Source organism: Variovorax flavidus (genome assembly GCF_030317145.1).
Lineage (GTDB): Bacteria > Pseudomonadota > Gammaproteobacteria > Burkholderiales > Burkholderiaceae_C > Variovorax > Variovorax flavidus.
In genome coordinates this window covers 159,383-184,536 of record NZ_JASZYE010000008.1, presented here as the reverse complement: position 1 = coordinate 184,536, position 25,154 = coordinate 159,383, and the positions used below count along the sequence as shown (strand labels likewise).

The window sequence follows — 25,154 nt, the reverse complement described above, 5'->3', positions numbered from 1 at the left end:
CGCCTTCAACCTGATCTCCAGCCCCGGCGTGGACATCAACGGCGTCACCTTCGGCCAGACCACCTTCTCGCCCAACAAGACGCGCTTCATCGTCACGCTGACCAAGACGCTGTGACCCTTCGTCAGGCCTCGGGTGTGCCCGGCTTGCGGTTCATCCCCTGCAGCAGCGGCCCGATGATGTCCACCGGCAGCGGGAACACGATGGTCGAGTTCTTGTCGGCCGCGATCACCGTGAGCGTTTCCAGATAGCGAAGCTGCAGCGCCTGCGGATGCCGGCCGAGGATCTCCGCCGCTTCGGCCAGCTTGACCGAAGCCTGCAGCTCGCCTTCGGCATGGATCACCTTGGCGCGTCGCTCGCGCTCGGCTTCGGCCTGGCGCGCGATCGCGCGCACCATGTTTTCGTTCAGGTCCACGTGCTTGATCTCGACGTTGGTCACCTTGATGCCCCAGACAAAGGTCTGCGCCTCCAGCGTCTTCTGGATGTCGAGGTTGAGCCGCTCCCGCTCGGCCAGCAGGTCGTCCAGCTCGTGCTTGCCCAGCACGGCGCGCAGCGTGGTCTGCGCAAGCTGGCTGGTGGCCTCGAAGTACTTCTCGACCTGGATGATGGCCTTCTCCGGATCGATGACGCGGAAGTACAGCACCGCGTTCACCTTCACCGACACGTTGTCGCGGGTGATCAGGTCCTGGCTGGGAATGTCGAGCACCATCACGCGCAAGCCGACGCGCACCATCTGCTGGATGCCGGGGATCAGGATCACCAGCCCCGGCCCCTTGACCTTCCAGAAGCGCCCGAGCTGGAACACCACGCCGCGCTCGTACTCGCGCAGGATGCGCAGCGACGCCGCCGCGAGCATCGCACCCAGCAGCACGATGAATCCCACGAACACGAGGCTGAAGTTGATGAACATGCGTCATGCCCCGGCCGGGCTCTCCTGGACGTCCTCGGCCACCTGCAAGGCCAGCCCCTGGACGCGGGTCACGCGGATGCGCCGTCCGGGGCGCAGGCCTGCCGCGCCGCGCACCTTCCAGTAGTCGCCCTGGATCTGCGCCCAGCCCTCGCCGTCCGCGAACTCGACCAGTTCGCCCGTGGCGCCGACCAACGTGGAGACGCCGAGCACCGCCGGACGCCGCCGCGTCCTGGCGGCGATGCCACCGACCGCAAGGATGAATATGGCCGAGCCGACCGCCAGCAATCCGATGAGCCAGAGCGGCACGCCGAAGCCGGGCGCATCGTTGTCGATCAGGAGCAGCGCGCCGATCGAAAAAGCCGCGACGCCGCCCACGCCCAGCACGCCGAAGGTCGGCAGGAAGGCTTCCGCGATGAGGAAGGCCACCCCCAGCAGGATCAGCCCCAGCCCCGCGTAGTTGACCGGCAGCATCTGCAGCCCGAAGAGCGCCAGCATGAGGCTGATGGCACCCACCACCCCCGGCAGCACGAAGCCCGGGTTCGAGAACTCGAAGAGCAGGCCATAGACCCCGACCATCAGCAGGATCAGCGCCAGGCTGGGCTCGGTGATCACCGACAGCAGCCGGCTGCGCCAGTCCGCATCGACCACCACCAGCTCCGCGTTCTGCGTCGCCAATCGCATGTTGCCCTGGGCCGTTCGGACTTCGCGGCCGTTCACCTGCATCAGGAGGTCGGGCACATCCTTCGCGATCAGCGTGATGACGTTCTTTTGCAGCGCCTCCTGGGCCGAGAGGCTCACCGATTCGCGCACCGCCTGTTCGCCCCAGTCCGCATTGCGACCGCGCAGCTGCGCGAGGCTGCGGATGTAGGCCGATGCATCGGCAAGACGCTTGGCCGTCATCGCATCGCCCACCTGTTCCGGCCCCTTGCCTTCCGACTTGCCGGTCGGCGCAGCCGGCGTCGGCATGCCGATGGCGACCGGTGTCGCGGCGCCGAGATTGGAGGCCGGCGCCATGGCGGCGATGTGGCTCGCGTAGAGGATGTACGTTCCTGCGCTGGCGGCACGCGCCCCGTTCGGCGCGACGTAGGCCGCCACCGGGACCGGCGACGCGAGGATGTGCTTGATGATGCTGCGCATCGACGCGTCCAGCCCGCCGGGCGTGTCGATCTGGATCACGGCGAGCCGCGCGTCTTCCGCCGCGGCCAGCTTGAGCCCGCGGCGCACGTAGTCGACGGAGGCAGGGCCGATGGCGCCGTCGAGATCCATCAGCACGACGCGGCCGGGTTGCCCGGTGGCGGCGGCGGGAGGCACGGCTTGGGCTTGGACCCCTCCCGCCATGACGACGAGTAGGACCAGCCCCATCAACCATGCTCTGGCGGACCTCATTGCTTCATTCTAGGGAGCACGCGCAGCACTGTCACATGGCGCCGCCCGGGTGTTGACACCCGCCCGCCGCAGGATTCGAATGCAGCCGAAGCCAAAGGCGATTCGCGAGGCGGGGCTGGGAGGAACGACCTGGAGCACTCATCATGCGCAAGAGAGCATTGGCGACGGCGGCGTGCCTCGTTTTCCTGAGCCTTCCTGCATGGCCGGCGGGCGGCGGCGGCGGCGGGGGTGGCGGTGGGGGCGGGATCGAAGTGAAGAACCTCGACCCCAACTATGTCGCCGCGCAAGCCTCCATCAAGGCAGAGCAGTGGACCGACGCCATCGGGCGGCTGACCCTGGTGATCCAGGTCGACCCCAACAACGCGGATGCGTGGAACCTGCTGGGCTTTGCCTACCGCCATACGGGCGACATGGACAACTCATTCAAGCACTACGAACGGGCGCTGCAACTCAATCCCAACCACCGGGACGCGCACGAATACATGGGCGAAGCCTATCTGCAGGTGGGCCGCGTCGAGGACGCGGAAAAGCACCTGAAGGCGCTCGACAAGCTCTGCTGGCTACCCTGCGAGCAGTACACCGACCTGAAAGAAAAGATCGCCGACTACAAGCGCATGCACAAGAGCTGACCCCCAGTCTTCGCGCAGTTCGTGTCAGTCAATGCTGATGTTGGCAGCCTTGGCCACTTCGGCCCACTTGACCCGGTTGTCGTGAACCGTCTGCCTGAACTGCGCGGGCGTCTCGATCCGCACGGTGTTGCCCTGGCCTTCGAACTTCTCGCGGATCTCGGGTTGTTCGAGCACGGACTTGATGGCCGCGTTGAGTTTGTCGACGACGCGCGGGTCGGTGCCCTTGGGCGCGAAGATGCCGAACCAGATCGAGCTGTCAAAGCCCTGGGTGCCGGGGATGCCGCTCGACGCGATGGTCGGCACTTCCTTGATGGCCGCCACCGGCTTCGCGGTGGTGACGCCCAGCAGCCGCACCTTGCCCGCCTTGTACTGCGGCAGCACCGTCTGCACCTGGTTCATGATGCAGCAGGTCTCGCCACGCACCACCGAGGTGATGGCCTCCGGCCCGCCCTTGTAGGGCACATGCACCATGTCCAGGCCCAGCCTCGAGTTGAACTCGGCGAAGGCCATGTGCGTGCCCGCGCCGTTGCCGGTGGAGGCGTAGTTGTACTTGCCGGGATTCGCCTTCACCAGGTCGACGAACTCCTTGAGCGTCTTCACGTTCATCACGTCCGGATTGATGGTCAGCACGTTCGACACGTCGAGCACGGGCGCCACCGGGATGAAGTCGGCCTCGACATCGAAGGGCAGCTTCTTGTAGAGCGCCGCGTTGCTGCCGTGCGTCGCCGCCGTGCCGAAGGCGAGCGTGTAGCCATCGGGTCTGGCGCGCGCGACGTATTCGCTGGCGATGTTGCCGGCGGCACCCGACTTGTAGTCGATGATGACCGGCTGCCCGAGCTTGTGCTGCAGCGGCTCCTGGATGGCGCGGGCCACCACGTCGACGCCCGAGCCGGCCGGGAAGCCCATGATCATGGTGACCGGCTGCTGGGGCCAATCGGGCTGCGCAAGGGCCAGGGGCGCCGCGCCGCAAAGTGCAATGGCCGAGAGCGCGACAAGACGCCGCGCGCGGCTGGAGAGAGAATCGGACATGTCAGTCTTTCGAGACGGATGAGCAGGCCGGAATTGTGGCGTTTTGCTCATGAAGGATCGTGTAGAAGCTTATGCACACGGTCGCCGCGCACGGACGATTCACCCCACTCCCGATAATCGCGACCCATGGTACGCCCCACCCAATTGCTCCATCCCCAACGCGAACCGGCGCCCGTGCGTGCCGCCGCGACCGTATTGCTGCTGCGCGATACGCCGGAAGGCGTCGAGGTCTTGATGACGCGGCGCTCGTCGACCGCAAGCTTCGCGCCAGGCGCCTACGTGTTCCCCGGCGGACGCATCGACGAAGGCGACACGACCGCACGCCCGATCGCCACGCGTCGCCGAACCCAAAGCCGGGTGCAGCTCACGCAGGCCATCGCCGCCATCCGCGAGAGCTTCGAGGAACTCGGCGTGCTGCTCGCGCACCACCCGGACGGCCGGCCGGTGAGCGCGGACGAGCTCGCCTCCATGGACCGCAGCACCGCCACGACCACCGTCGCCTTTGCCGACCAGTGTGCCGAGCGCGGCCTGCTGCTGTCGACCGACAAGGTCTACACCTTCGCGCACTGGATCACCGACCGCGACCTGCCCAAGCGCTTCGACGTGCCCTTCCTCGTCGCGCGCATGCCCGAGGGCCAGACCCCGACGGCCGACGAGACCGAACAGTTCGAACCCAGCTGGGTGCGGCCCGCCGATGCGCTCGCGCGCCACAAGGCCGGCACCTTCTTCATGATCTTCCCGACGCTGCGCACGCTCGAAAGGCTCGCCGCCTTCAAGACGGTCGAAGCCGTGCTCGACGCCTGCGCCAACCGCCAGGCCGGCGAGGGTCCGCTGTGGACCAGCTGCCCGCGCGCCGGGATGCTCGCCGGACAGGAAGCGCGCTACATGGAAACCGACTCGCCCTACGGCGAGCTCGCGATGGTCAGCCCCGACGGCCAGATCGTTCACGCACTCGACTGGCAGAGCGAACACCCCGTGCCACTGCTGAAGAACGTGCAGCGCCTGACGGCCCCCAACCCGAGCGCGATGACCGGCCCCGGCACCAACAGCTACATCGTCGGCGACGCAAGCACCGGCTACATCGTCATCGATCCGGGCCCGAATGACTTCGACCACATCGGCCGCCTGTGGCGCGCGACGCACGGCGACATCCGCATGATCGTCTGCACCCATTCGCACGCGGACCATTCGCCCGGCGCCCTACCCCTGCAGAAGCTGTGCAAGACCCAGCCGCCGATCCTCGGCCTGGCGTCCGCGCCGACGGCGCGCTCCACGGCCCGGTTCACGCCGGATCGCGAATTGAAGGACGGCGAGCGCCTGGTGCTGGCCCCGCAGGCATCCGCGGACAAGGAAGAAGCGGCGGCGCACACCCACACGCTGCGCGTGGTGCACACCCCCGGCCATGCGGCCAACCACCTGTGCCTGGTCCTCGAGGAAGACGGCCTGCTGTTCTCCGGCGACCATGTGCTGAACGGCAGCACGACCGTGGTCGACCCCCCGGACGGCAACATGAACGCCTACCTCGAATCGCTCGACAAGCTCGACGCCGCCTGCGCATCGGGCGGCGTCGCCTTCATCCTGCCCGCCCACGGCTACGTGCTGGGCGAGGCGCGCACCGCCATCGCCTACCTGAAGGCGCACCGCCTGAAGCGTGAAGCGAAGATCGCCGCCGCCATGCGCCAGCTGCCCCAGGGCACGCCCGAGGACTGGCTGCCCATCGCCTATAACGACGTCCCCGAACGCATGTGGCCGGTGGCGGCCCGCTCGCTGGCGGCGCACGTCGAGCGGATCCAGCAATCCGCCAAACCATGAGGATGCACCTGTGACCGAAGCCGAAGAAGGCATCCGCCTGGCCAAGCGCGTCGCCGCGCTCGCCGGATGCTCCCGGCGCGAGGCCGAACTGCTCATCGAGAACGGCGCTGTGCGCGTCGACGGCGAACCAGCGCTGCTGCCGCAGGTTCGCGTGCGCCCCGACCAATCGGTCGAGATCGAAGCCGGCGCGCGACCGCAACCCGTGGTGCCCGTCACCCTGCTGCTCCACAAGCCTGCCGGCATGCCGACCGACAACGCCCATCGCCTGCTGGTCGCCGCCAACCATCACGAGCCCGAGCGCGCAGGCCTGCGCTTCCTGCCGCGCCATGTCGCGGCGCAGCGCTGCATGACACCGCTGGAAACCGGCGCGAGCGGCCTCGTTGTCTTCACCCAGGAATGGCGGGTCGAGCGCAAGCTGCAGGAAGACGCGGCCATCCTCGAACACGAAGTCATGGTCGATGTCGCCGGCCCCGTCGGCCCCGAAACCCTGGCCCGCCTCGAACGCTCCCCCGCCCGCGTCAGCATCGGCCAGCAGGCCGAAGGCCACACCGGCCTGCGCTTCGCCCTCAAGGGCGCCCGCCCTGGCCAGATCGCCCACATCTGCGACGACGCCGGCCTCCAGATCCTCGCCATGAAGCGCATCCGCATCGGCCGAGTCCCCCTGGCCGGCCTGCTTCCCAATCAGTGGCGCTACCTAACCCCCAACGAACGCTTCTAAAAAACGCCGCCGGAACGGCCGGCGTCGCACGGGAGGGCCGCCGCGCCCGGCCGCCCGAAGCGGCCGGCCCGCCCCCGGCAGGGGGTTGGCGAAGCGACACGAAGTGCGCGAAGCCTGGGGGCGAGCCAAAAAAAGTGTGAAGCCCGCCTATAAGCCGGATTCTGTGCACCAAGGCCACTTGCGAGACCTCGGCGTGACCGCCATTACTCTGGGCCGTTTGTCGCCAAACGGCTCGATGCCACCTACCCGCCAGCTCTGCGGAACCACATCGACGCTGGCCTACTTGGTGTTGCTGCGCGCAGAGATTGCCCGTTTCACCCGGCCCGGGTTGCCCCTGGCCGACTCGTCTCTGTTGCTCTGATCCTCACCTCACGGTGGAGAGCGGTTAGCTCCTGCGCTGTCCTGTGCAGTCCGGACGTTCCTCCAGTGCGCTCTTTCGAGACATGCACCAGCGGCGGTCCAGCGTGCTTCACCCGGCGATTATCGCCACAATGGCGGTCCTCTTTTTGTTCATCCGGGCCGACGCCCGAGGAGACCCCATGAAAGCCGACACCATCCTGAACACCATCGGCAACACGCCGCACATCCGCATCCAGCGCCTGTTCGGCCACGCGACGCAACAGGTCTGGATCAAGTCCGAACGGGCCAACCCCGGCGGCTCCATCAAGGACCGCATCGCGCTGTCGATGGTCGAGGACGCCGAGCGATCCGGCGCGCTGAAGCCCGGCGGCACGATCGTGGAGCCAACCTCCGGCAACACCGGTATCGGCCTCGCCATGGTCGCGGCGGTCAAGGGCTACAAGCTGATCCTCGTGATGCCCGACAGCATGTCGGTCGAACGCCGCCGGCTGATGCTGGCCTACGGCGCGAGCTTCGACCTCACACCGCGCGAGAAGGGCATGAAGGGCTCGATCGCCCGTGCCGAGGAAATCGTGGCCGGCACGCCCGGCGCCTGGATGCCGCAGCAGTTCAACAACCCGGCCAACATCGACGTGCACGTGCGCACCACGGCCGAGGAGATCGCCGCGGACTTCCCCGACGGCGTCGACGTGCTGATCACCGGCGTGGGCACCGGCGGGCACATCACGGGCTGCGCGCGCGTGCTCAAGAAGAAGTGGCCGAAGCTGCAGGTCTTCGCGGTCGAGCCGGTGGCTTCGCCCGTCATCTCAGGCGGCCAGCCGTCGCCGCACCCCATCCAGGGCATCGGCGCGGGCTTCATCCCGAAGAACCTCGACACCGAACTGCTCGACGGCGTGCTCCAGGTCGACGCCGAGCCCGCGCGCGAAATGGCACGCCGCTGCGCCCGCGAGGAAGGCATCCTGGTCGGCATCTCGTCCGGCGCGACCCTCGTCGCGATCGCGCAGAAGCTTCCGTCGCTGCCGGCAAACGCCGTGGTGCTGGGCTTCAACTACGACACCGGCGAGCGCTACCTGTCGGTCGACGGCTTCCTGCCGGCTTGACCCCGCATCGGCAGCGCCGCGCGGCGTTGTCGATAATCGGCATCCCTGCTTGATAAACACAAGCCCCCGACATGCTGAGAATCTCCGAAATCAAACTCCCCCTCGCCCACGACGAGGCGGCACTCCCCCAGGCCATCGCCTCGACCCTCGGCATCGCCACCGAGGCCATGGCCAGCCACAAGGTCTTCAAGCGCAGTTTCGACGCGCGCAAGGCTGACTTGCTGCAGGTCTACATCGTCGACGTGACCCTGGCCGATCCGGCGCTCGAAGCCAAGATCCTGGCCAGGTTCGCGGAGAACCCGCGCGTCAGTCCCACGCCCGACATGACATGGCAGGCGCCGGCGCAGGCACCGGCGGAATTGCCGCTGCGGCCGGTGGTGATCGGCTTCGGGCCCTGCGGCATCTTCGCCGCGCTGGTGCTCGCCCAGATGGGCTTCAGGCCCATCGTGCTGGAACGCGGCAAGACCGTGCGCCAGCGCACCAGGGACACCTGGGGCCTGTGGCGCAAGAGCGTGCTCAACCCGGAGTCGAACGTGCAGTTCGGCGAAGGCGGCGCCGGCACCTTCTCCGACGGCAAGCTCTACAGCCAGATCAAGGACCCGCGCTTCCTCGGCCGCAAGGTGATGGAAGAGTTCGTCAAGGCCGGCGCGCCGCCGGAGATCCTCTACGTCGCGCATCCGCACATCGGCACCTTCAAGCTGGTGAAGGTCGTGGAGAACATGCGCGAGCAGATCGTCGCGCTCGGCGGCGAGATCCGGTTCGAGCAGCGCGTGGTCGACGTGATGATCGAGGACGGCCCGAAGGGCAAGCACCTGCGCGGACTCACCGTGCTCGACCAGCGCACCGGCGAGCGCAGCGAGATGCGCGCCGACCACGTGGTGATGGCGCTCGGCCACAGCTCGCGCGACACCTTCGAGATGCTGCACGAGCGCGGCGTGCACATCGAGGCCAAGCCCTTCTCGATCGGATTCCGCGTCGAGCATCCGCAGGGCCTGATCGACCGCGCCCGCTGGGGCCGGCATGCCGGCCATCCGCTGCTGGGCGCGGCCGACTACAAGCTGGTCCACCACGCGAGCAACGGCCGCTCGGTCTACAGCTTCTGCATGTGCCCGGGCGGCACGGTGGTGGCCGCGACCAGCGAGCCGGGCCGCGTCGTCACCAACGGCATGAGCCAGTACTCGCGCAACGAACGCAATGCCAATGCCGGCATCGTCGTGGGTATCGAGCCGCGCGACTATCCGGGCTGGGAAGACGGCCGCACGGGCTCCGCGCTGGCGGGCATTGCGCTGCAACGCCAACTCGAATCCAACGCTTTCGTGCTCGGCGGCGGCGACTACCGCGCGCCGGGGCAACTGGTCGGGGACTTCATCGCCGGCAAGCCTTCGACGGCGCTCGGCAGCGTCGAGCCTTCGTACAAGCCGGGCGTGACGCCGGGCGACCTGCATGCCGCGCTGCCTGCCTATGCGATCGAGGCGATGCGGGAGGCCTTCCCGGCCTTCGGACGCAAGATCAAGGGCTTCGACCTGCATGACGCGGTGCTGACCGGCGTGGAGACGCGCACTTCGTCGCCCATCAAGATCACGCGCGGCGACGACTTCCAGAGCCTCAACGTGCGCGGGCTGTACCCGGCGGGCGAAGGAGCGAGCTATGCCGGTGGCATCCTGTCGGCAGGAGTTGACGGCATCAAGGTGGCCGAGGCTGTGGCGCTGGGCATCACGCAAGTCGCCTGATACATCCGCCTTGCCCACGAAAAAGCCGCCCGAAGGCGGCTTTTTTTTGCCTGCGCGGGCCGATCAGCCCTGCGAATTTTGCAGCGCAGCGATGCGTTCCTCGATCGGCGGGTGCGTCGCGAACAGGCTGCCGAGCTTGCCGGTGATGCCCATCGCCTCGACCGACTTCGGCAGTTCGCCGGCCGGCAGGCCGCCCAGGCGGGCCAGCGCGTTCATCATCGGCTGCTTGCGGCCCATGAGCTTGGCGGCACCGGCATCCGCGCGGAACTCGCGCTGGCGGGAGAACCACGCCACCACGATCGCGGCAGCAAATCCCAGCACGATGTCGAGCACCAGCGTGGTGATCACGTAGCCGATGCCAGGGCCCGACGAACGTTCGTCGCCGCGACGCAGGAAGCTGTCGACCGCATAGCCGATCACACGCGACAGGAACACGACGAAGGTGTTCATCACGCCCTGGATGAGCGTCATCGTGACCATGTCGCCGTTGGCAACGTGCGCCACCTCGTGGCCGATCACGGCCTCGACCTCTTCGCGCGTCATGTTCTGCAGCAGGCCGGTCGAGACAGCCACCAGCGACGAGTTCTTGAACGCGCCTGTGGCGAAGGCATTGGGTTCGCCCTCGAAAATGCCGACCTCGGGCATGCCGATGCCGGCCTTGTCGGCGAAATTCCTGACGGTCTGCACGATCCAGGCCTCATCCGGCGATTGCGGGTCATTGATGATCCGCACGCCCGCCGTCCACTTGGCCATCGGCTTGCTGATGAGCAGCGAGATGATCGCGCCGCCGAAGCCCATGATGAGCGCGAAGCCGAGGAGCGCCGTGAGGTTCAGCCCATTCGCCGTGAGGAAGCGATTGACGCCGAGCAGGCTGGCGACGACGCCCAGCACCGCCACCACCATCACGTTGGTCAGGACAAACAGAAGGATGCGTTTCAAGTTGGATTCTCCGTGGGGAAGCAGGCAGTCGCCCGCCTCGGAATATTGAGGGTTACCGCCCGTGTTGCAAGGGTTAGGCGCATCAGACCGGCTGTTGTTCTTGCTTCTCGGGCCCGGACGGCTCATGGACGAGCGCCATCATAGTAGGAGCCCAACTCGCGTCCAGAATTCCCTTAAATGCTGCGAAGAAAGCAGTCATTCCACCTGTTTCGGGAGGAAACCGCCACCGCGTCCGTGCACAAGTTCCCGGAATTCGCGCCCCTGATCTGCTCGTGAACCGGTTCAGCGCCAAGGCCACGACTAAGGTGCGCGGCCGGCAGCAATAGGGCTGCCTTTTCCTTATATATGTGCAGGGAGCGGAAAAGTGTTCGATGAAATCATCCATCAGGTGTCCGAGCGTTTCGGGCTGGGCGACAAGGCGGGTCCGTTGGTCCAGATGCTGGTCGCCTCCATGATCCAGCCGCAGACGGGCGAGTTGTCGGGTTTCCTGGAGCGGATCAGCAAAGCGGGCATCGGCCAGGTCGTGGAATCCTGGTTCAGCGGCGGCGACGCCGAGCCGCATCAGGTGTCGTCCCGGCAGGTCGACAAGCTGCTGGGAGGCCATGGCGGCTTGCTCGAGGCCGTCCAGACCCGACTGGGAATCGGCCGGCAGGTCGCCACCGCGGCGCTGGCTTTCGCGCTGCCGCCGGTGATCACCTATCTGATGCCGAACGGCAATGCCCCGGCCAGCGCGCCGCAGGAAGTCATGGCGTTCGCCAGCCCCGCGCGCAACTGGCTGCTCGGCAATTCGGCAGCGTCCCGCGCCGACAAGCGCAGGCCCGGCCTGATTCGCGCCCTGGCATGGCTGGTGTTGGCGCTTGTGGTCGTTCTGCTGCTGGACTATTGCGCCACGCAGAGCCGCGAGGACCAGGTCGCGGCCGTTCCCACCGAAAGCGTTCCGATGGGCTCCGGCATCCTGGCCAGCCTGATCGACGGCACGCCGGGCCTGAAGGTCTACTTCGACACCGGCAAGGCCGACCTGCCCGGCGACTTCGCCGCTCACGCGGCAGCCGTGATCAGCCACCTGTCCACGCACACGGACGCCACGCTGATCGTGTCGGGCTTCAGCGATCCCAGCGGCTCCGTCGCGGCGAACAAGGAAATGTCGAAGCGGCGCGCGATGGTGGTGGCCGACGCGCTGATCGCGGCCGGCGTTCCGGAAGACCGCATCGTGCTGGAGCGGCCGACCGACATCATCGGCACGGGCACCACGGACGCCGCATCGCGGCGCGTCGAGGTGATCGTGCGCAAGTAGACGCGGCGACAACGATCAAGCAGAGGGGGAGATAAGGGGAGCTTCGGCTCCCCTTTTTTGTCTGAAGACCCTCGGGTCGTCGTAGAACGCAGGCGCCTCGTTGGGCGCCCACCAGCCGGGGACGCCGAGCACGGGCAGCGGCGTGAACGGCTTGAGCGCGAGATGCGCCGGCTGAAGGGCCGATGCGATGGCGGCGTCGGCCGCCGCGATCGACCGGGTGGCGCCGGGCGCGACCAGGACATGCGCCGTGGCGGCCTTTCTCGGCGAGCACAGCTTTTCGAGCAGCGCATGGCCGAAGATGAGCAGGCGAGCCTCCCGCCACTGTTCTCGCCTCGTCACGAAGAGCTGCTGCCAGTCGCGTGCGATGAGCGCCTCCCACAATGCAGGCGGCGCATCGAGCACGGCGCCGTTTTCATCGAACAGGGTCAGCGCATCGCGCAACGGACCCCGCGTCGCGCCGATGCCGGCACGCGCGATCTCAGTCGACTGCAATTCGTTGAGGCGCCGCTTGGCCTGCGGAAAGTGCAGCCAGACCAGGCCGTTGAAGAGATCGTGGAGGTTGTCGCGCGTGGGGACGCACGCAGTGCGGAAGATGAAGGCTTCGTACGCTTCGCCGGACGGTGCGCTATCTCCCGGCACGAATCGCAGCGGGCCGGCAGGCAAGTCGATGGAAACCGGCTCGGCGGACAGGGTCTCAGCAACGGGAGCGCCCTGCCCGGCCCTCTCCAGGACGCGCGCCGAGCGCGGCGCGTAGGGGGCGAGCCAAGGCTGCTGCGCGGCGCCGGCTGGATTCACGACGGCATGGGGCCGACGTACTGCACCTTGTTGGGCGTCTTCTCCGGTGTCAGCAGGAACAGCTCGGGGTATTTCTTGAACAGCTTCGGCGAACTCGCGCTCTTGCTCAGCAGCTTCTCGGCGCGCAGCCGCTCCGCGGCCACGTTGAGCTCCACCTTGTTGCCCATGCCCAGTTCGGCGACCGCGTCGAGGATGCGGATCACCTCGTCGGGCAACACAGGTGCGGGCGGCGCGGCCTTGGGCGCCACGGCCTTCGCGCGCCGCGGGGCACGCTTGGCAGCGGTCTTCGCCACCGCCACCGCCGCCTTCGGCGCCTGATGGTGTTGCAGGTCGACGAAGCTGTCGTAGATCGCCACCGTGTCGTCGCCGGTCTTGCCCTGCTGGCCGATGCCGCAGACGCGGCAGCCCTTTTCGCGCAGCCGGATCACGAGCGGCGCGAAGTCCGAATCCGAGGACACCAGCACGGCGATGTCCGGACGCTCGGCAACGGCGAGGTCCATGGCGTCGACCGCGAGCGCGATGTCGGTGCTGTTCTTGCCGGAGGAGAGGTTGACCATCGGCCGCACCGACAGCCGCTTGAACAGCGCCTGCTGCTTCATCGCGGTCTCGGCATTGCAGTAGGCGCGCCGCACGTGGATGGCGCCGTGCTCGGTCATCGTGCGCTGCACCGCCTGCTCGATCACGTCGGCGGAGACGTTGTCGGCGTCGATCAGCAGCATCACGCGCGGCGGCGTATTCACGCGAGCCTCCAGGCCACCGTTTCGCCGCCGCGCAGGGGCTTCAGCGTGGCGTCGCCGTAGGGCACGGTTTCGGGCACGGTCCAGCTTTCGCGCCGCAGGGTCACGGTGTCGGTGTTGCGGGGCAGGCCGTAGAAGTCGGCGCCGTGGAAGCTCGCGAAGCCTTCGAGCTTGTCGAGAGCGCCGGCGTTGTCGAAGGCCTCGGCGTACAGCTCGATGGCGGTGAGCGCGGTGTAGCAGCCGGCGCAGCCCAGCGCATGCTCCTTGAGGTGCGCGGCATGCGGCGCGCTGTCGGTACCGAGGAAGAATCGGTCGCTGCCGCTGGTGGCGGCCTCGACCAGCGCGACGCGGTGCGTCTCGCGCTTGAGGATCGGCAGGCAGTAGTAGTGAGGCCGGATGCCGCCGGTGAAGATCGCGTTGCGGTTGTAGAGCAGATGGTGCGCGGTGATGGTGGCGGCGGTGAAGCGGCTCGCATCGCGCACGTACTGGGCGCCCTCCTTCGTCGTGAGGTGTTCGAACACCACCTTGAGTTCGGGGAAGTCGCGCCGCAGCGGGATCATCACGCGGTCGATGAACACCGCCTCGCGGTCGAACAGGTCGATCGCCGGGTCGGTGACTTCGCCGTGGATGAGGAGCAGCAGGCCGTGCTTCTGCATCGCCTCCAGCGTGGCGTAGGTCTTGCGGATGTCGGTCACACCGGCATCGCTGTTGGTGGTCGCGCCAGCCGGATAGAGCTTGAGCGCGCGCACGCCGGCCGCGGCGGCCCGTTCGATTTCGTCCGGGGCGAGCTTGTCGGTCAGGTAGAGCGACATCACGGGCTCGAAGCGCACGCCTGCGGGCACGGCTTCGAGGATGCGTGCGCGGTAGTCGATGGCCTGCTGCGCCGTGGTCACGGGCGGGCGCAGGTTCGGCATGATCAGCGCGCGGCCGAACTGGCGTGCCGAATGCGGCACGACGGCTTCGAGCGCGGCGCCGTCGCGCACGTGCAGGTGCCAGTCATCGGGGCGGGTGATGGTGAGGGTGTCGGCTGGGCTAGTCATGGAGCCGGATTGTCCCATCGCGCGCCGGCGTCGCGTGGATCGACGTCGCGCCATTGCAGATCGATACCATCCAGCGAAACAATGAAGCGGGAGGCGTGATGGCTTATCTGAGGCAACCAAAGGTCACGTTCGTTCGAACGCGAGCAGACGAAGACCTGTTGAACAGGGCCGTGGAGAAACCGCGGCAGGTCTATGACCTGTTCAAGGACATGCAGGACGAATCGAAAGAGAAGGTTGTTGTCCTGCACCTCAATTCCCAGCTGGAAGTCCTTTCCTACGAAGTGGCGTCCATGGGCGTCGCGCATCAAGCCGTGTTCGACCCGTTTGAGATCTACAGGAACGCGATGCTCGCGAGGGCGTCCTCGCTGGTCGTGGTCCACAACCATCCTTCCGGCACCTGCAAGCCTTCAAACGCCGACGTCGCCGTGGCACTCCGCATGAGTGAACTCGGCAAGCTGCACGACATGATTCTTCAAGACTTCATCATCATCGGCTTCGGCGAGTTCTACAGTTTCCGTGACCACGGCCAGTTCTGACCCTGCGGGACAGCAGAGTCAGGCCGCACAAGCGCGCGCCGCACCCAGGATCACCTCATCGGACGGCAGCTTGCCGATGCCCGGCAGGCCCTCCTTCTCGCACTCGATTTCCGCCCAGCGCACGATGCCGTCGCGATCGATCATGAACTGCGCCTTCAGTTGCGGCCATTGCCTGTCGACCTCACCCATGTCGGTCGGCGTGCAGACGTAGCCGTCGAGCGCTCCGATGACCTTGGCCGCCTCTGGTACCGGGAGCGGCTCCGGCAGGTCGCCGAAAGGATTCACGCGGGTCTGCTCCAACTGCTGCAGCATCTCCGGCGTCGACTCGGGCTTCGGAACCCGAAAGGCCCGGTGGATCGACAGCTCGGGGTCGGACGCGAGGCGCAGGCGCGTGGGCCTGAACTTGAAATAGAGCCGCGCGTTTTCCGGTTCCGTCGCCACGACCGCCAGGGTCTCGACGCCCACGGCCTTCAGTTTCTGTTCAAGCGCCCCGAGCTGGACGAGCTGCCGCCGGCAGAACGGGCACCACAAGCCCACCAGCAGCGCGAGGAACAAGGGGCTCCGTCCACGATAGTCGTCGAGCGAAACGGTTTCGGGGCCGGCCACGGCCGGGAGTGCGAAGTCGGGAGCCGGTTCACCCGGCGCCACGGGTTGATTCATCGCGTATGCCATGTCGAGGCTCCTTCAGGCAGGTTCAGCAGAGGAACGGAAGCACCATCAGGGCGTCGGGCTCGAGGCCGGCGCGCTCGCATACCGCTTGTGCCTTGGCGAGATAGGTTTCCGCCTGTGCGGGGCGCCCGGCATCGAGGTACAGCGTAGCCAAACCATCGTAGCAGGGAAAGAGCAGCTGAGGCTCGTCAACCTGCTCTGCCAGTTGCAGGGCTTCGGTGTACGACGCGAAGGCGCGCGCGTGGTCGCCGTGGCACTGGTAGATCTGGCCCAGCACGATCAGCGGCACCGCCAGATGGTCGAGCAATCCCAGGCGGCGATCGAGGCTGGCGGCCGCGTTCGCGGCCTCGATGCCCTCGGCCTCGCAACGGTTGGTCAAGGCGCAGTAAGCGACTGCAAGATTGGCGTACAGACGCGACTGGAATCCAAGGTCGCCCACCTTCCGGGCGGTCTCCAGACCACGCAGGCAGGTCTCGATGCTGCGTTGCGGGTCGAGCGATGCGTACAGCACACCCAGGTTGGTGTAGCCGCGGCAGGCGGCCTGCAGCATGTTGTTGGCTTCGGCCTGCGCGACGCTGCTTTCGACATGTTCCACGGCCTCGGCGGGCCGGCCCAGCCGGGCCAGTGCGACGCCGAGTGTGTTGCAGGCCTCGGCGCGCACGACGCTCGCTTCCCTTGCGCGCCCTGCCGGTTCGGCGGGCACCTCGGCCAGCGCGCGCTGCGCGAGCGCCAATGCCCTGTCGTTGTCACCGGCCCGAAAGGCCAGCCGCCCCATTTCCTGGAAAAGGTGCGCACGTTCGATCGGATCGCCGCTGTCGCCCAGCCGTTCGAGGCCAGCTGTGAAGCAGGCGCCGGCGCGCTCGCGCTCGCCCGCTTCCCAGTGCAGGCCACCCGTCTTGCGCAGCGCGCGCGCGGTGCGGACAGGATCGCGGTGTCGTTCATCCGCACGCTGCACGATCTCGTACTGCGCGAGCGCATCGCTGCGCCGCCCCTGCAATCCGAACAGATCGGCAACGCGCTCGCGCGCATCGAGTTCCGCGGCTTCGATCTCGGCCTTCGCGGCGGGCGTGTCGGCGGTCGACTCGGCCAGCGTGCGCAAGGCGCGTTCGTAGTGGCGAATGGCGTCGTCGTTGGCATAGACGGCGCGCGCCCAGTCGCCGGCCGCCACGAGGTAGTGAGCGCCGTGTGCCTTGTCCGGCGAAAGGCTCCAGTGGCGGGCCAGCGCCTCGAGGTCCGCCAGGCGCAGCGGGCTTCGGGCTTCGTCCTCGACGGGCGCCTTGGCGTCGACGCCCAGCACGGTTTCGAGGGCGCGGCCGGCGCGATGGTGCAGCTCCGTGCGCCGCGACAGCAGCAGGTTCTGGTAAGCCACTTCATGCAGCAGCGCGTGCGTGAAGCACCAGCCTTGCCCGGACGCACGGACGAGATCGGCCGCCGCCAGCCGATGCAGCGACGCTTCGAGCGATCGCGGCTCGCTCGCGATGCGCTGCAACAGCAAGCTGTCGAAGTCGGTGCCCAACACGGCGGCTTCCTGCAGCGTCCGCCGATCGTCGGTGCCCAGCCGGTCGATGCGCGACAACAGCAGTCCGTAGAGCGTCGGCGGAACATCCACGGCTTCGCGCGCGTCCTCGCAGGACCAGCGCCCGCCCTCTTTGCGAACCAGCAGGCCACGCCCCGCGAGGCTGCGAACGATCTCCTCGACGAACAGCGGATTGCCGCCCGCACGCGCCGCGACGAAATCGAGCAGGGGCGCCAGGCCGTCATCGGCCGGGGCACCCAGCAGGTGGAGCACGAGCGATCGTGCGTCCTGCTCGCCCAACGGGCTCAGATCGATCACGGTCTGCTCGGCACGACCCGCGCGCAGCGAACGTGCGTCGGGACGCTGGAAGGCCAGCACCATGAACGGCCGGTCCGCGAGTTGGTCGACGACCTCGCCCAGCAGGTCCACCGAAGCCGCATCCGCCCAGTGCAGGTCATCGACCACGACCATCACCGGCTGCTGCGACAGCCGGCGCTCGATCAACGCCCGCGCCGCCAGCGTGATCTGGCGCTGCAGTTGCTCGGGCTCGATATCGCGGGGCCGCGCCTCCTGGATGCCAAGCAGGTAGTTCAGCACCTGCGCCACCGCATCGGCCTCGTCCGCTTCGGCACCCAGCGCCGCCAGGCCCTCCTGCAGTTTGCGCCGCGCGGCTTCCAGCGAATCGCCGGCCTCCACGCGGTACGCATCGCGGAACAGCGCACCGAAGGTGCCGTAGGTCGGCTCGCCGAGCGACGAACAGGCGGCACGGCGAACGCCCGTGGTCTTGAACCGATCATCGCCTTCGAGGCGCGCGAACACCTCGGCCAACAGCCGCGACTTGCCGGCACCGGCTTCGCCGACCACGCTGACGACCTGGGCGTGGCCACCCTGCATGCGGTCAAATGCGGCCAGCAAACGCCCGAGCGCATCACCTCGCCCGACCAGCGGCGCCGACAGCCCGAGATCGGCGAGCCCGCGGGCGGACGCCCGCTCGGTGCGAACGCCGATCAGGCCATGCACCCGCATCGGCTCGGTCTTGCCGCGCAGCGCCAGTTCGGCGGGCGGCTCGAAATCGAAGTGGTGCCGCACCATCGCATGCGTCGCTTCCGACACCAGTACCCTGCCCGGCGCCGCCGCCGTCAGCAATCGCGATGCGGTGTTCACCGTGTCGCCGGTGACCGCGTAGGCACCGCCGGTGCCACTGCCCAGGCTGCCGGCGACCACCGCGCCGGTGTGCACGCCGATGTGCAGGGTGACCGCCCGCCCGAGGCGCGCCATCCATTGCGCGCTGAGCTGCTCGATGCCCCGCAACATGTCCTGCGCAGCCTCCACGGCACGCAGGGGATCGTCCTCGTGCGCGCGCGGCGCGCCGAACACCGCCATCACCGCATCGCCGACGAACTTCTCCACGAAGCCGTCGTAGCGCGCAATGGCCTGCGCCATCACGGCGAACAGCGCGTTCTGAAAAGTGCGCAGCGTTTCGGGGTCGAGGCCTTCGGCTAGCGATGTGAAGCCGGTCAAGTCGGCGAACACCACCGTGACCTGCCGGCGATCGGCTTCATGGCTGGGTTCGCTGGCGGCTGGTGGCGGCGGCACGGCAGAGGTCGCCGGGCCGGCCGCACCGCGCGCCGTGCCGCAGCGCGGGCAGAACGCAAAGTCGGACTCGCATTCATAGCCGCAGGACGCACAGGAACAGGCGAGCCGTCGCCCGCAGCGCTGGCAGAAGGAAGACGTGGGCAGCACATCGGCGCCGCAGCCGGCACAGGTCGTGGTCATCGAGCGTTCCGTGGCCCCGATGCTGCTCCACTTCCGGCGTCCGCGCCATGTCGCTTGCGTGCCGCCGTCCCCACCAGCGCCACCGGACGAGTCTTATTCGACGTGAGATTTTTCCCGGAACACGAAAGGCAGTGCTGTCCGCACTGACCCGTGCTGTAGCGTCGAATGCGGTGGAGCGCATCGCATGCCATCGCGCCCATCAGAACTACACGGTAGCTATCAGTGGAGGACACCTTTGACACAAGATATTTTCATGAAGCTGACCGGCATTGCCGGTGAATCACAAGACGCCAGTCATAAAGACGAAATTGAAGTCTTGGATTGGGAATGGGAGATCACCCAGAGATCCTCCATGCATTCCGGTAGCGGCGGCGGTGCCGGCAAGGCCACCGTCGGCGACCTGTGTTTTGACCACTACGTGGATCGGGCGAGCCCCAACCTGCTCAAGTACTGCCTGACCGGCAAGCACTCCGACACGGCGACCCTCGTCGTCAGAAAAGCTGGAGGCTCACCTCTGGAGTACCTCACGATCACCATGAGCAATGTGATCGTGACCCGCGTCGCCTCGGTACTCAACGCCAACATGGCGCGACCCCGAGAAACGGTCAGCCTTTCCTTTGCCCGGGTGAAACAGGAATACGTCATGCAGAGCCAGCAGGGTGGTTTCCGGCGGCACCGTTTCGGCCAGCTATGACATTCGAGCCAATCGCGAAGCGTAAGGAGGATAAGGATTCTTTACATCGCCAGGGGCGGGCACGTCGATGCGGAAAGAATCAAGATGAAGATCTTTTCGACCATTGAACGAAGACAACTCGACAAGATAAACGGCATTGTGGTACACCAAACGGCATCGCCCACAGCTCAATCCGCATTCAACAGCTATTCCAACGCGGGTGCGAACGGCGCGCATTTTCTGATTGACAAGGATGGAACGATTTATCAAACGGCGTCCCTCTACAAAACCACCAATCACGTAGGTTTATTGCAATCTCGCTGCATCGTCACAAAGAGATGCAGCCCATCTGAACTTAAAGCAGCCTCGTCAATCAGAAATGCCAAGCTACTGACTAGACACGAATCGAAGAAGGCATTTCCTGATCGTTTCCCCATGAACGAGGATTCCATTGGCATCGAAATCGTCAGTGCAGCCCCAAAGAAGGATGGCAAGGAAATATTCGATGCCGCGACGGAGGCGCAGAACGGCGCCCTTAAATGGCTCGTGAAAGAGCTCGCCGAGACTTTGGGGGTTTCGATGCAGGAGACATACAGACACCCCGAAATCGGCAGAAAAAATCCGACTGAGGCGAGCACCGCAAAATGGTAATGGCATGCATTCATCGTCTTGTGCTGGCTGCGGCGGCAATATTCTGCGTCTCTCATGCAACCGGACAAGAGAGAAAGATCCTCAAACTCGAGATTAAAAATCTCGGAATGAGCCTGAATGAGGGGGACGAAACCTCGGTGGCGACATGCAGAGATTTCAGACCCACTGCGCGCCAAGTAAGAAATTTTTTTCTCAGATCCTATCCAGTGCCCGGCGCATATATGGCACACGATTTGTATTCCGACTGCTACGCGATCGGCGAAATCACCTTCAACGACAACAAGAGCTTTGGAAAATGGATCCTTTACTCCACCGGAGTCGCGAGGATAGATTGGGATTTCGGAGGAGAAGTGTATTTGCTATACAGAAAAAACAAATGGTACAACCCAATGGGGGAGTAAACGTCTGTCACGGAGTCGATGTGATCGAGTCCAAGAAAATTGCGGATTCTTGAGTAATTCGGCCAAGGCCTTCAGACTTCCTGCTCGGCCCCGGCCACAGCGCCTCTCGCCCGTTCCAGGATGAAATCGATGAAGGTCCGCGTCGCCCGCGTGTGCTGGCGGTTCGGCATGTAGAGCATGAACATCTGCGTGCCGAAGATGCTGAGCCGCCAGTCGTCGAGCGTGGTCACGACGTCGCCACGCCGCACGTCGTCGTTCACCACATAGTCGGGCACGAGCCCGATGCCCAGGCCGGCCAGGATGGCCTGCCGCAGGAACAGAAAGTTCTCCGAGATCAGCGTGGGCTCCAGCACCACTTCGCGGCGCTCTTCGCCCTGATAGGCCGACACGCGCAGTTGTCGCCCGATCACCGCCGCGGTGACCACCGGGGCGCTCTGCAATTCATCAAGCTGCGTTGGCAGCGTGTGTTCCTGCGCATAGGCTGCCGATGCGCAGGCCACGTACCGAACCGGTCCCAGCGCGCGCGCCACGAGGTTCAGCGGCGGCTCGGGGATCACGCGGATCGCGATGTCCACTTCGTCGCGCAGCAGATCCTCGATGCGGTTCTCGAACAGCACGTCGAGCACGATGCCGGGGTATTGCCGCTTGAAGTCGATGAGCCACTCGGACATCACGAGTTGCCCGTAGCCGCTCGGCACGCTGAGCCGCACACGGCCTTGCAGGCTCTGGCCCAGCGTGGTCACCGATTCCCTCGCCGCCATCAGCTCGCCCTGGATGGCAAGGCCGTGCTGGTAGAGCCGCAGGCCGATCTCCGTCGGCTCGGCTCGCCGCGTCGTGCGCCGCACCAGTTGCGCCCCGACCGAGCGTTCGAGCTGGTTCAGGTGGTAGCTCACATTGGCGCGGCTCATCTTCAGCCGGCGGGCGGCTGCGCTCAGGTTGCCGGCGTCGAGGATTTCGACCAGCAGAGTCAGCGATTGCAGGTCCATGGGAACTATTGTGTCAAAAATCCTTTGACAGTCTGTCAATGCGTAATGCAATTGTCAAAGCCGCATGCCGGATCAAGAATCCGGGGTTCACCCCTCAAGGAACCATTCGGTTCCGCCATCCGGAGACACACAGCATGGCCACGACTCCCACCCCTTCTACGTCCGAACCCGTCACGTTCCAGCGAGATGCCGATGTGCTGGTCGTGACCATCGACAACCCGCCGGTCAATGCGCTGGGCGTCGACGTCCGCCGCGGGCTGGTGGCTGCGATCGACGCGGCCGAAGCCGACAGCGGCGTGGCCTCGGTGCTGATCGTGGGTGCGGGACGCAACTTCATCGCCGGCGCGGACATCCGCGAGTTCGGCAAGACGCCGCAGCCGCCGTCGCTGCCGGAAGTCTGCGCCCGGATCGAGAACTGCAGCAAGCCCGTGGTGGCTGCGATCCACGGTGCCGCGCTCGGCGGCGGCCTGGAGATCGCGCTGTCGGCGCACTACCGCCTGGCAGTGGCCTCGGCCAAGCTGGGCCTGCCTGAGGTGCAGCTCGGCCTGCTCCCCGGTTCTGGCGGCACGCAGCGTGCGCCGCGCCTGATCGGCGTGAAGACCGCGATCGAACTCATGCTGAGCGGCCGCCACGCCGGCGCGAAGGAAGCGCTGTCGCTGGGCCTGATCGACCGCCTCGGCGAAGGCACCGACGCGCTCCCGCAAGGCCTCGCCTACGCGAAGGAACTCGTCGCCGCCAAGGCGCCGGTCCGCCGCACCCGCGATGCGCAAGGGCTGGCCGATGCCGAAGCCAGCCGCGCCGCGCTCGAAGCCGCCCGTGCCGACACCGCCAAGAGGAGCCGCGGCCTGTTCTCGCCGATGAAGATCATCGAAGCCGTCGAAGCCGCGCTCACGCAGCCCTTCGACGAAGGCATGGCGCTCGAACGCAAGCTCTTCCTGCAATGCATCGACAGCCCGCAGCGCGCCGGCCTGATCCACGCCTTCTTCGCCGAACGCGAAGTGCTGAAGGCCCCCGAAACCAAGGCCGCCAAGCCCCGTCCGCTGGATTCGGCCGGCATCGTCGGCGGCGGCACCATGGGCGCCGGCATCGCGGTCGCGATGCTCGACGCCGGCATGCCGGTGACCATGATCGAACGCGACGAGCCCAGCCTCGCGCGCGGCCGTGCCCACGTCGAGAAGGTCTACGACGGCCTGATCCAGAAGGGCCGCATGACGGCCGAGGCCAAGGCCGCCGTGATGGCGCGCTTCAGTGGCTCGACCTCCTACGACGCACTCGCGAAGGTCGACATCGTGGTCGAGGCCGTGTTCGAGGAGATGGGCGTCAAGAAGGCCGTCTTCGCCGAACTCGACCGCGTTTGCAAGCCCGGCGCGGTGCTCGCCACCAACACCTCGTACCTGGACATCGACGAGATCGCGGCCAGCATCTCGCGCCCGGCCGACGTGGTGGGCCTGCACTTCTTCTCGCCGGCCAACATCATGAAGCTGCTGGAGATCGTGGTGCCCGCCAAGGTGAGCGCCGACGTGGTCGCCACCGGCTTCGAACTCGCCAAGAAGCTCAGGAAGGTGCCGGTGCGCGCCGGCGTGTGCGACGGCTTCATCGGCAACCGCATCCTCGCGGTGTACCGCCAGGCCGCCGACCACATGATGGAAGACGGGGCATCGCCTTATCAGATCGACAAGGCCGTGCGCGACTTCGGCTACCCGATGGGCCCGTTCCAGGTGTCCGACCTCGCGGGCGGCGACATCGGCTGGGCCACGCGCAAGCGCAAGGCCGCCACGCGCGACCCCAAGGCGCGCTACGTGCAAGTGGCCGACCGCATCTGCGAGCGCGGCTGGTTCGGCCAGAAGACGCAGCGCGGCTACTACCTCTATCCCGAAGGCGCGCGCGCCGGCAAGGAGGACCCGGAGGTGCTCGCGATCATCGATGCCGAGCGCCAGCGCGCGGGCATCACGCCGCGCAGCTTCACCGACGACGAGATCATGCGCCGCTACATGGCCGCGATGATCAACGAAGGCGCCAACGTCGTGCACCAGCGCATCGCGCTGCGCCCGCTCGACGTGGACGTGACCTTCCTCTACGGCTACGGCTTCCCGCGCCATCGCGGCGGTCCGATGAAGTACGCCGACACCGTGGGCCTCGCCAATGTGCTGGCCGACATCCGCGAATTCGCGAAGCAGGACCCGCTGTTCTGGAAACCCTCGCCGCTGCTGGTCGAGCTGGTCGAACGCGGCGCCGATTTCGCCAGCCTCAATCAATCCGAATAAGGAGATCTCCCCATGCGCGAAGCCGTCATCGTCTCAACCGCCCGCACGCCGCTCACCAAGGCGCACCGCGGTGAATTCAACATCACGTCCGGCGCGACGCTGGCCGCCTTCGCGGTGAAGGCCGCGGTCGAGCGCTCGGGCATCGACCCCGCGCTGATCGAGGACGCGATCCTCGGCTGCGGCTACCCCGAAGGCACGACCGGCCGCAACATCGCACGCCAGAGCATCATCCGCGCCGGCCTGCCGATCGGCATCGCCGGCACCACGGTCAACCGCTTCTGTGCCTCGGGCCTGCAGGCCATCGCCATGGCGGCGGGCCGCATCGTGGTCGACGGCGCCCCGGCCATGATCGCGGGCGGCGTGGAAAGCATCTCGCAGATCCGCACCCGCAGCGCCACCGACAGCGGCGACAACGGCATGGACCCGTGGATCGTCGAGCACAAGCCCGCGCTCTACATGGCGATGATCGAGACGGCCGACATCGTGGCCCAGCGCTACGGCATCAGCCGCGAGGCGCAGGACCGCTTCTCGGCGGAGAGCCAGCGCAAGACCGAGGAAGCGCAGATCGCCGGCCGCTACAAGGATGAGATCGTCGCCTGCACCACCACGATGGCCGTGACCGACAAGGACACGAAGGAAGTCACCTACCGCGAAGTCACCGCGACGGAAGACAACTGCAACCGCCGCGGCACCACCTACGAAGCGCTCGCCAAGCTGAAGCCGGTGATGGGCGAAGACAAATTCATCACCGCCGGCAACGCGTCGCAGCTCTCCGACGGCGCCTCGGCCTGCGTGCTGATGGAAGCCAAGGAAGCCGAGCGCGCCAACCTCAAGCCCCTGGGCGCCTTCCGCGGCCTCGCCGTGGCCGGCTGCGAGCCCGACGAAATGGGCATCGGCCCGGTGTTCGCCGTGCCGAAACTGCTGGCGCGTCACGGCCTGAAGGTCGACGATATCGGTCTCTGGGAACTCAACGAAGCCTTTGCTTCGCAGTCCATCTACTGCCAGGACAAGCTCGGCATCCCGGCCGAGCGGCTCAACGTCGACGGCGGCGCGATCTCCATCGGCCATCCGTTCGGCATGACGGGCGCGCGGCTCGCCGGCCACGTGCTGATCGAAGGCAAGCGCCGCGGCGCGAAGTACGCCGTCGTCACGATGTGCATTGCCGGCGGCATGGGCGCCGCCGGCCTCTTTGAAATCTATTGAGG

At 66.7% G+C, this 25,154-nt stretch carries 21 protein-coding genes, 1 other RNA gene and 3 pseudogenes; 12 read left to right on the top strand and 13 right to left on the bottom strand.

Translation table 11 applies throughout. The features are described from left to right. Window positions 1-122 precede the first annotated feature (122 nt). The 4 genes and pseudogenes from QTH90_RS26870 to QTH90_RS31615 all read right to left on the bottom strand — a co-directional run. Complete coding sequence (locus tag QTH90_RS26870) at window positions 123-908, bottom strand: slipin family protein (protein WP_286667618.1); 786 nt, start codon at window positions 906-908, stop codon at window positions 123-125. Window positions 909-911: 3 nt separating this feature from the next. Then, window positions 912-1,118, bottom strand: a complete 207-nt coding sequence (locus tag QTH90_RS31625; RefSeq protein ID WP_444814771.1) for an NfeD family protein — start codon at window positions 1,116-1,118, stop codon at window positions 912-914. A 51-nt stretch (window positions 1,119-1,169) separates the two neighbouring features. Continuing rightward, window positions 1,170-1,490 (bottom strand): annotated as a pseudogene (locus QTH90_RS31620) (NfeD family protein); the annotation flags it as partial. A gap of 405 nt (window positions 1,491-1,895) precedes the next feature. Beyond that, window positions 1,896-2,174: pseudogene (locus QTH90_RS31615) on the bottom strand (Clp protease/crotonase-like domain-containing protein); the annotation flags it as partial. A 263-nt stretch (window positions 2,175-2,437) separates the two neighbouring features. Here QTH90_RS31615 and QTH90_RS26860 point away from each other — a divergent pair. Continuing rightward, window positions 2,438-2,923: a tetratricopeptide repeat protein gene (locus QTH90_RS26860; RefSeq protein ID WP_286667616.1), complete on the top strand. Its 486-nt coding sequence runs from the start codon at window positions 2,438-2,440 to the stop codon at window positions 2,921-2,923. Between the two features lie 24 nt (window positions 2,924-2,947). On the opposite strand, the gene QTH90_RS26855 is transcribed toward QTH90_RS26860, so the two are convergent. After that, window positions 2,948-3,952, bottom strand: coding sequence for a Bug family tripartite tricarboxylate transporter substrate binding protein (locus QTH90_RS26855; RefSeq protein WP_286667615.1), 1,005 nt, complete (start codon window positions 3,950-3,952; stop codon window positions 2,948-2,950). A 126-nt stretch (window positions 3,953-4,078) separates the two neighbouring features. Between QTH90_RS26855 and QTH90_RS26850 the strand changes: the two genes are divergently transcribed. Together QTH90_RS26850 and QTH90_RS26845 are read left to right on the top strand one after the other, a co-directional pair. Beyond that, window positions 4,079-5,764 carry an MBL fold metallo-hydrolase gene (locus QTH90_RS26850; RefSeq protein ID WP_286667614.1) on the top strand — a complete coding sequence of 562 codons (1,686 nt, stop codon included), beginning with the start codon at window positions 4,079-4,081 and terminating at the stop codon, window positions 5,762-5,764. Between the two features lie 10 nt (window positions 5,765-5,774). After that, the gene (locus QTH90_RS26845) at window positions 5,775-6,482 is read left to right on the top strand and encodes an RNA pseudouridine synthase (protein ID WP_286667613.1); all 708 of its coding nucleotides are present in this window, start codon (window positions 5,775-5,777) and stop codon (window positions 6,480-6,482) included. A 134-nt stretch (window positions 6,483-6,616) separates the two neighbouring features. On the opposite strand, the gene rnpB is transcribed toward QTH90_RS26845, so the two are convergent. Continuing rightward, window positions 6,617-6,953: RNase P RNA component class A (rnpB, locus tag QTH90_RS26840), an RNA gene on the bottom strand. A gap of 68 nt (window positions 6,954-7,021) precedes the next feature. On the opposite strand from rnpB, the gene cysK reads away from it, so the two are divergent. After that, on the top strand, window positions 7,022-7,942 hold the full coding sequence (gene cysK, locus QTH90_RS26835; protein ID WP_286667612.1) for a cysteine synthase A: 921 nt from the start codon (window positions 7,022-7,024) through the stop codon (window positions 7,940-7,942). Between the two features lie 71 nt (window positions 7,943-8,013). Continuing rightward, window positions 8,014-9,672, top strand: a complete 1,659-nt coding sequence (locus QTH90_RS26830) for an NAD(P)/FAD-dependent oxidoreductase (RefSeq protein ID WP_286667611.1) — start codon at window positions 8,014-8,016, stop codon at window positions 9,670-9,672. A 63-nt stretch (window positions 9,673-9,735) separates the two neighbouring features. On the opposite strand, the gene htpX is transcribed toward QTH90_RS26830, so the two are convergent. Further along, the gene (gene htpX, locus QTH90_RS26825) at window positions 9,736-10,611 is read right to left on the bottom strand and encodes a protease HtpX (RefSeq protein ID WP_286667610.1); all 876 of its coding nucleotides are present in this window, start codon (window positions 10,609-10,611) and stop codon (window positions 9,736-9,738) included. A gap of 364 nt (window positions 10,612-10,975) precedes the next feature. Here htpX and QTH90_RS26820 point away from each other — a divergent pair, with 364 nt between their 5' ends. Then, entirely contained in the window at window positions 10,976-11,905 is a 930-nt protein-coding gene (locus QTH90_RS26820; RefSeq protein ID WP_286667609.1) for an OmpA family protein, read from the top strand. A 15-nt stretch (window positions 11,906-11,920) separates the two neighbouring features. Here the strand turns inward: QTH90_RS26820 and QTH90_RS26815 are convergent, their stop codons facing one another. The 3 genes from QTH90_RS26815 to pyrC are packed head-to-tail and all read right to left on the bottom strand — an operon-like array spanning window position 11,921 to window position 14,477. Continuing rightward, window positions 11,921-12,700, bottom strand: coding sequence for a DUF3025 domain-containing protein (locus tag QTH90_RS26815; protein WP_444814768.1), 780 nt, complete (start codon window positions 12,698-12,700; stop codon window positions 11,921-11,923). Continuing rightward, window positions 12,697-13,440, bottom strand: coding sequence for an NYN domain-containing protein (locus QTH90_RS26810; protein WP_286667608.1), 744 nt, complete (start codon window positions 13,438-13,440; stop codon window positions 12,697-12,699). Before QTH90_RS26810 ends, QTH90_RS26815 begins: the two co-directional genes overlap by 4 nt. Continuing rightward, window positions 13,437-14,477, bottom strand: coding sequence for a dihydroorotase (pyrC, locus tag QTH90_RS26805; protein WP_286667607.1), 1,041 nt, complete (start codon window positions 14,475-14,477; stop codon window positions 13,437-13,439). Before pyrC ends, QTH90_RS26810 begins: the two co-directional genes overlap by 4 nt. Before the next feature lie 53 nt (window positions 14,478-14,530). Between pyrC and QTH90_RS26800 the strand changes: the two genes are divergently transcribed. Continuing rightward, window positions 14,531-15,013: a JAB domain-containing protein gene (locus QTH90_RS26800; RefSeq protein WP_286667606.1), complete on the top strand. Its 483-nt coding sequence runs from the start codon at window positions 14,531-14,533 to the stop codon at window positions 15,011-15,013. A gap of 18 nt (window positions 15,014-15,031) precedes the next feature. On the opposite strand, the gene QTH90_RS26795 is transcribed toward QTH90_RS26800, so the two are convergent. Together QTH90_RS26795 and QTH90_RS26790 are read right to left on the bottom strand one after the other, a co-directional pair. Beyond that, the gene (locus tag QTH90_RS26795; protein ID WP_286667605.1) at window positions 15,032-15,685 is read right to left on the bottom strand and encodes a redoxin domain-containing protein; all 654 of its coding nucleotides are present in this window, start codon (window positions 15,683-15,685) and stop codon (window positions 15,032-15,034) included. 22 nt (window positions 15,686-15,707) lie between these two features. Next, the gene (locus QTH90_RS26790) at window positions 15,708-18,974 is read right to left on the bottom strand and encodes an adenylate/guanylate cyclase domain-containing protein (protein ID WP_286667604.1); all 3,267 of its coding nucleotides are present in this window, start codon (window positions 18,972-18,974) and stop codon (window positions 15,708-15,710) included. Between the two features lie 235 nt (window positions 18,975-19,209). Between QTH90_RS26790 and QTH90_RS26785 the strand changes: the two are divergent. From QTH90_RS26785 to QTH90_RS26775, 3 genes and pseudogenes are all read left to right on the top strand, one after another. After that, window positions 19,210-19,693: pseudogene (locus QTH90_RS26785) on the top strand (Hcp family type VI secretion system effector). 59 nt (window positions 19,694-19,752) lie between these two features. Continuing rightward, window positions 19,753-20,298 carry a peptidoglycan recognition protein family protein gene (locus QTH90_RS26780; RefSeq protein ID WP_286667603.1) on the top strand — a complete coding sequence of 182 codons (546 nt, stop codon included), beginning with the start codon at window positions 19,753-19,755 and terminating at the stop codon, window positions 20,296-20,298. Then, a complete protein-coding gene (locus QTH90_RS26775; protein WP_286667602.1) occupies window positions 20,298-20,699 on the top strand; it encodes a hypothetical protein in 402 nt (133 codons plus the stop codon). Before QTH90_RS26780 ends, QTH90_RS26775 begins: the two co-directional genes overlap by 1 nt. Before the next feature lie 71 nt (window positions 20,700-20,770). Here QTH90_RS26775 and QTH90_RS26770 read toward each other — a convergent pair whose 3' ends face one another. Next, window positions 20,771-21,685 carry a LysR family transcriptional regulator gene (locus tag QTH90_RS26770; protein ID WP_286667601.1) on the bottom strand — a complete coding sequence of 305 codons (915 nt, stop codon included), beginning with the start codon at window positions 21,683-21,685 and terminating at the stop codon, window positions 20,771-20,773. A gap of 134 nt (window positions 21,686-21,819) precedes the next feature. Here QTH90_RS26770 and QTH90_RS26765 point away from each other — a divergent pair, with 134 nt between their 5' ends. Further along, a complete protein-coding gene (locus QTH90_RS26765; protein WP_286667600.1) occupies window positions 21,820-23,949 on the top strand; it encodes a 3-hydroxyacyl-CoA dehydrogenase NAD-binding domain-containing protein in 2,130 nt (709 codons plus the stop codon). A 12-nt stretch (window positions 23,950-23,961) separates the two neighbouring features. Further along, window positions 23,962-25,152: an acetyl-CoA C-acyltransferase gene (locus QTH90_RS26760; protein WP_286667599.1), complete on the top strand. Its 1,191-nt coding sequence runs from the start codon at window positions 23,962-23,964 to the stop codon at window positions 25,150-25,152. Window positions 25,153-25,154 lie beyond the last annotated feature (2 nt).

Excerpts from the sequence above, each read along its gene's own strand:
- QTH90_RS26870 (WP_286667618.1), bottom strand. The coding sequence starts at position 908 with ATGTTCATCAACTTCAGCCTCGTGTTCGTGGGATTCATCGTGCTGCTG.
- QTH90_RS26860 (WP_286667616.1), top strand. The coding sequence starts at position 2,438 with ATGCGCAAGAGAGCATTGGCGACGGCGGCGTGCCTCGTTTTCCTGAGC.
- QTH90_RS26855 (WP_286667615.1), bottom strand. The coding sequence starts at position 3,952 with ATGTCCGATTCTCTCTCCAGCCGCGCGCGGCGTCTTGTCGCGCTCTCG.
- QTH90_RS26850 (WP_286667614.1), top strand. The coding sequence starts at position 4,079 with ATGGTACGCCCCACCCAATTGCTCCATCCCCAACGCGAACCGGCGCCC.
- cysK (WP_286667612.1), top strand. The coding sequence starts at position 7,022 with ATGAAAGCCGACACCATCCTGAACACCATCGGCAACACGCCGCACATC.
- QTH90_RS26830 (WP_286667611.1), top strand. The coding sequence starts at position 8,014 with ATGCTGAGAATCTCCGAAATCAAACTCCCCCTCGCCCACGACGAGGCG.
- pyrC (WP_286667607.1), bottom strand. The coding sequence starts at position 14,477 with ATGACTAGCCCAGCCGACACCCTCACCATCACCCGCCCCGATGACTGG.
- QTH90_RS26795 (WP_286667605.1), bottom strand. The coding sequence starts at position 15,685 with ATGGCATACGCGATGAATCAACCCGTGGCGCCGGGTGAACCGGCTCCC.
- QTH90_RS26790 (WP_286667604.1), bottom strand. The coding sequence starts at position 18,974 with ATGACCACGACCTGTGCCGGCTGCGGCGCCGATGTGCTGCCCACGTCT.
- QTH90_RS26780 (WP_286667603.1), top strand. The coding sequence starts at position 19,753 with ATGAAGATCTTTTCGACCATTGAACGAAGACAACTCGACAAGATAAAC.
- QTH90_RS26775 (WP_286667602.1), top strand. The coding sequence starts at position 20,298 with ATGGCATGCATTCATCGTCTTGTGCTGGCTGCGGCGGCAATATTCTGC.
- QTH90_RS26770 (WP_286667601.1), bottom strand. The coding sequence starts at position 21,685 with ATGGACCTGCAATCGCTGACTCTGCTGGTCGAAATCCTCGACGCCGGC.
- QTH90_RS26765 (WP_286667600.1), top strand. The coding sequence starts at position 21,820 with ATGGCCACGACTCCCACCCCTTCTACGTCCGAACCCGTCACGTTCCAG.
- QTH90_RS26760 (WP_286667599.1), top strand. The coding sequence starts at position 23,962 with ATGCGCGAAGCCGTCATCGTCTCAACCGCCCGCACGCCGCTCACCAAG.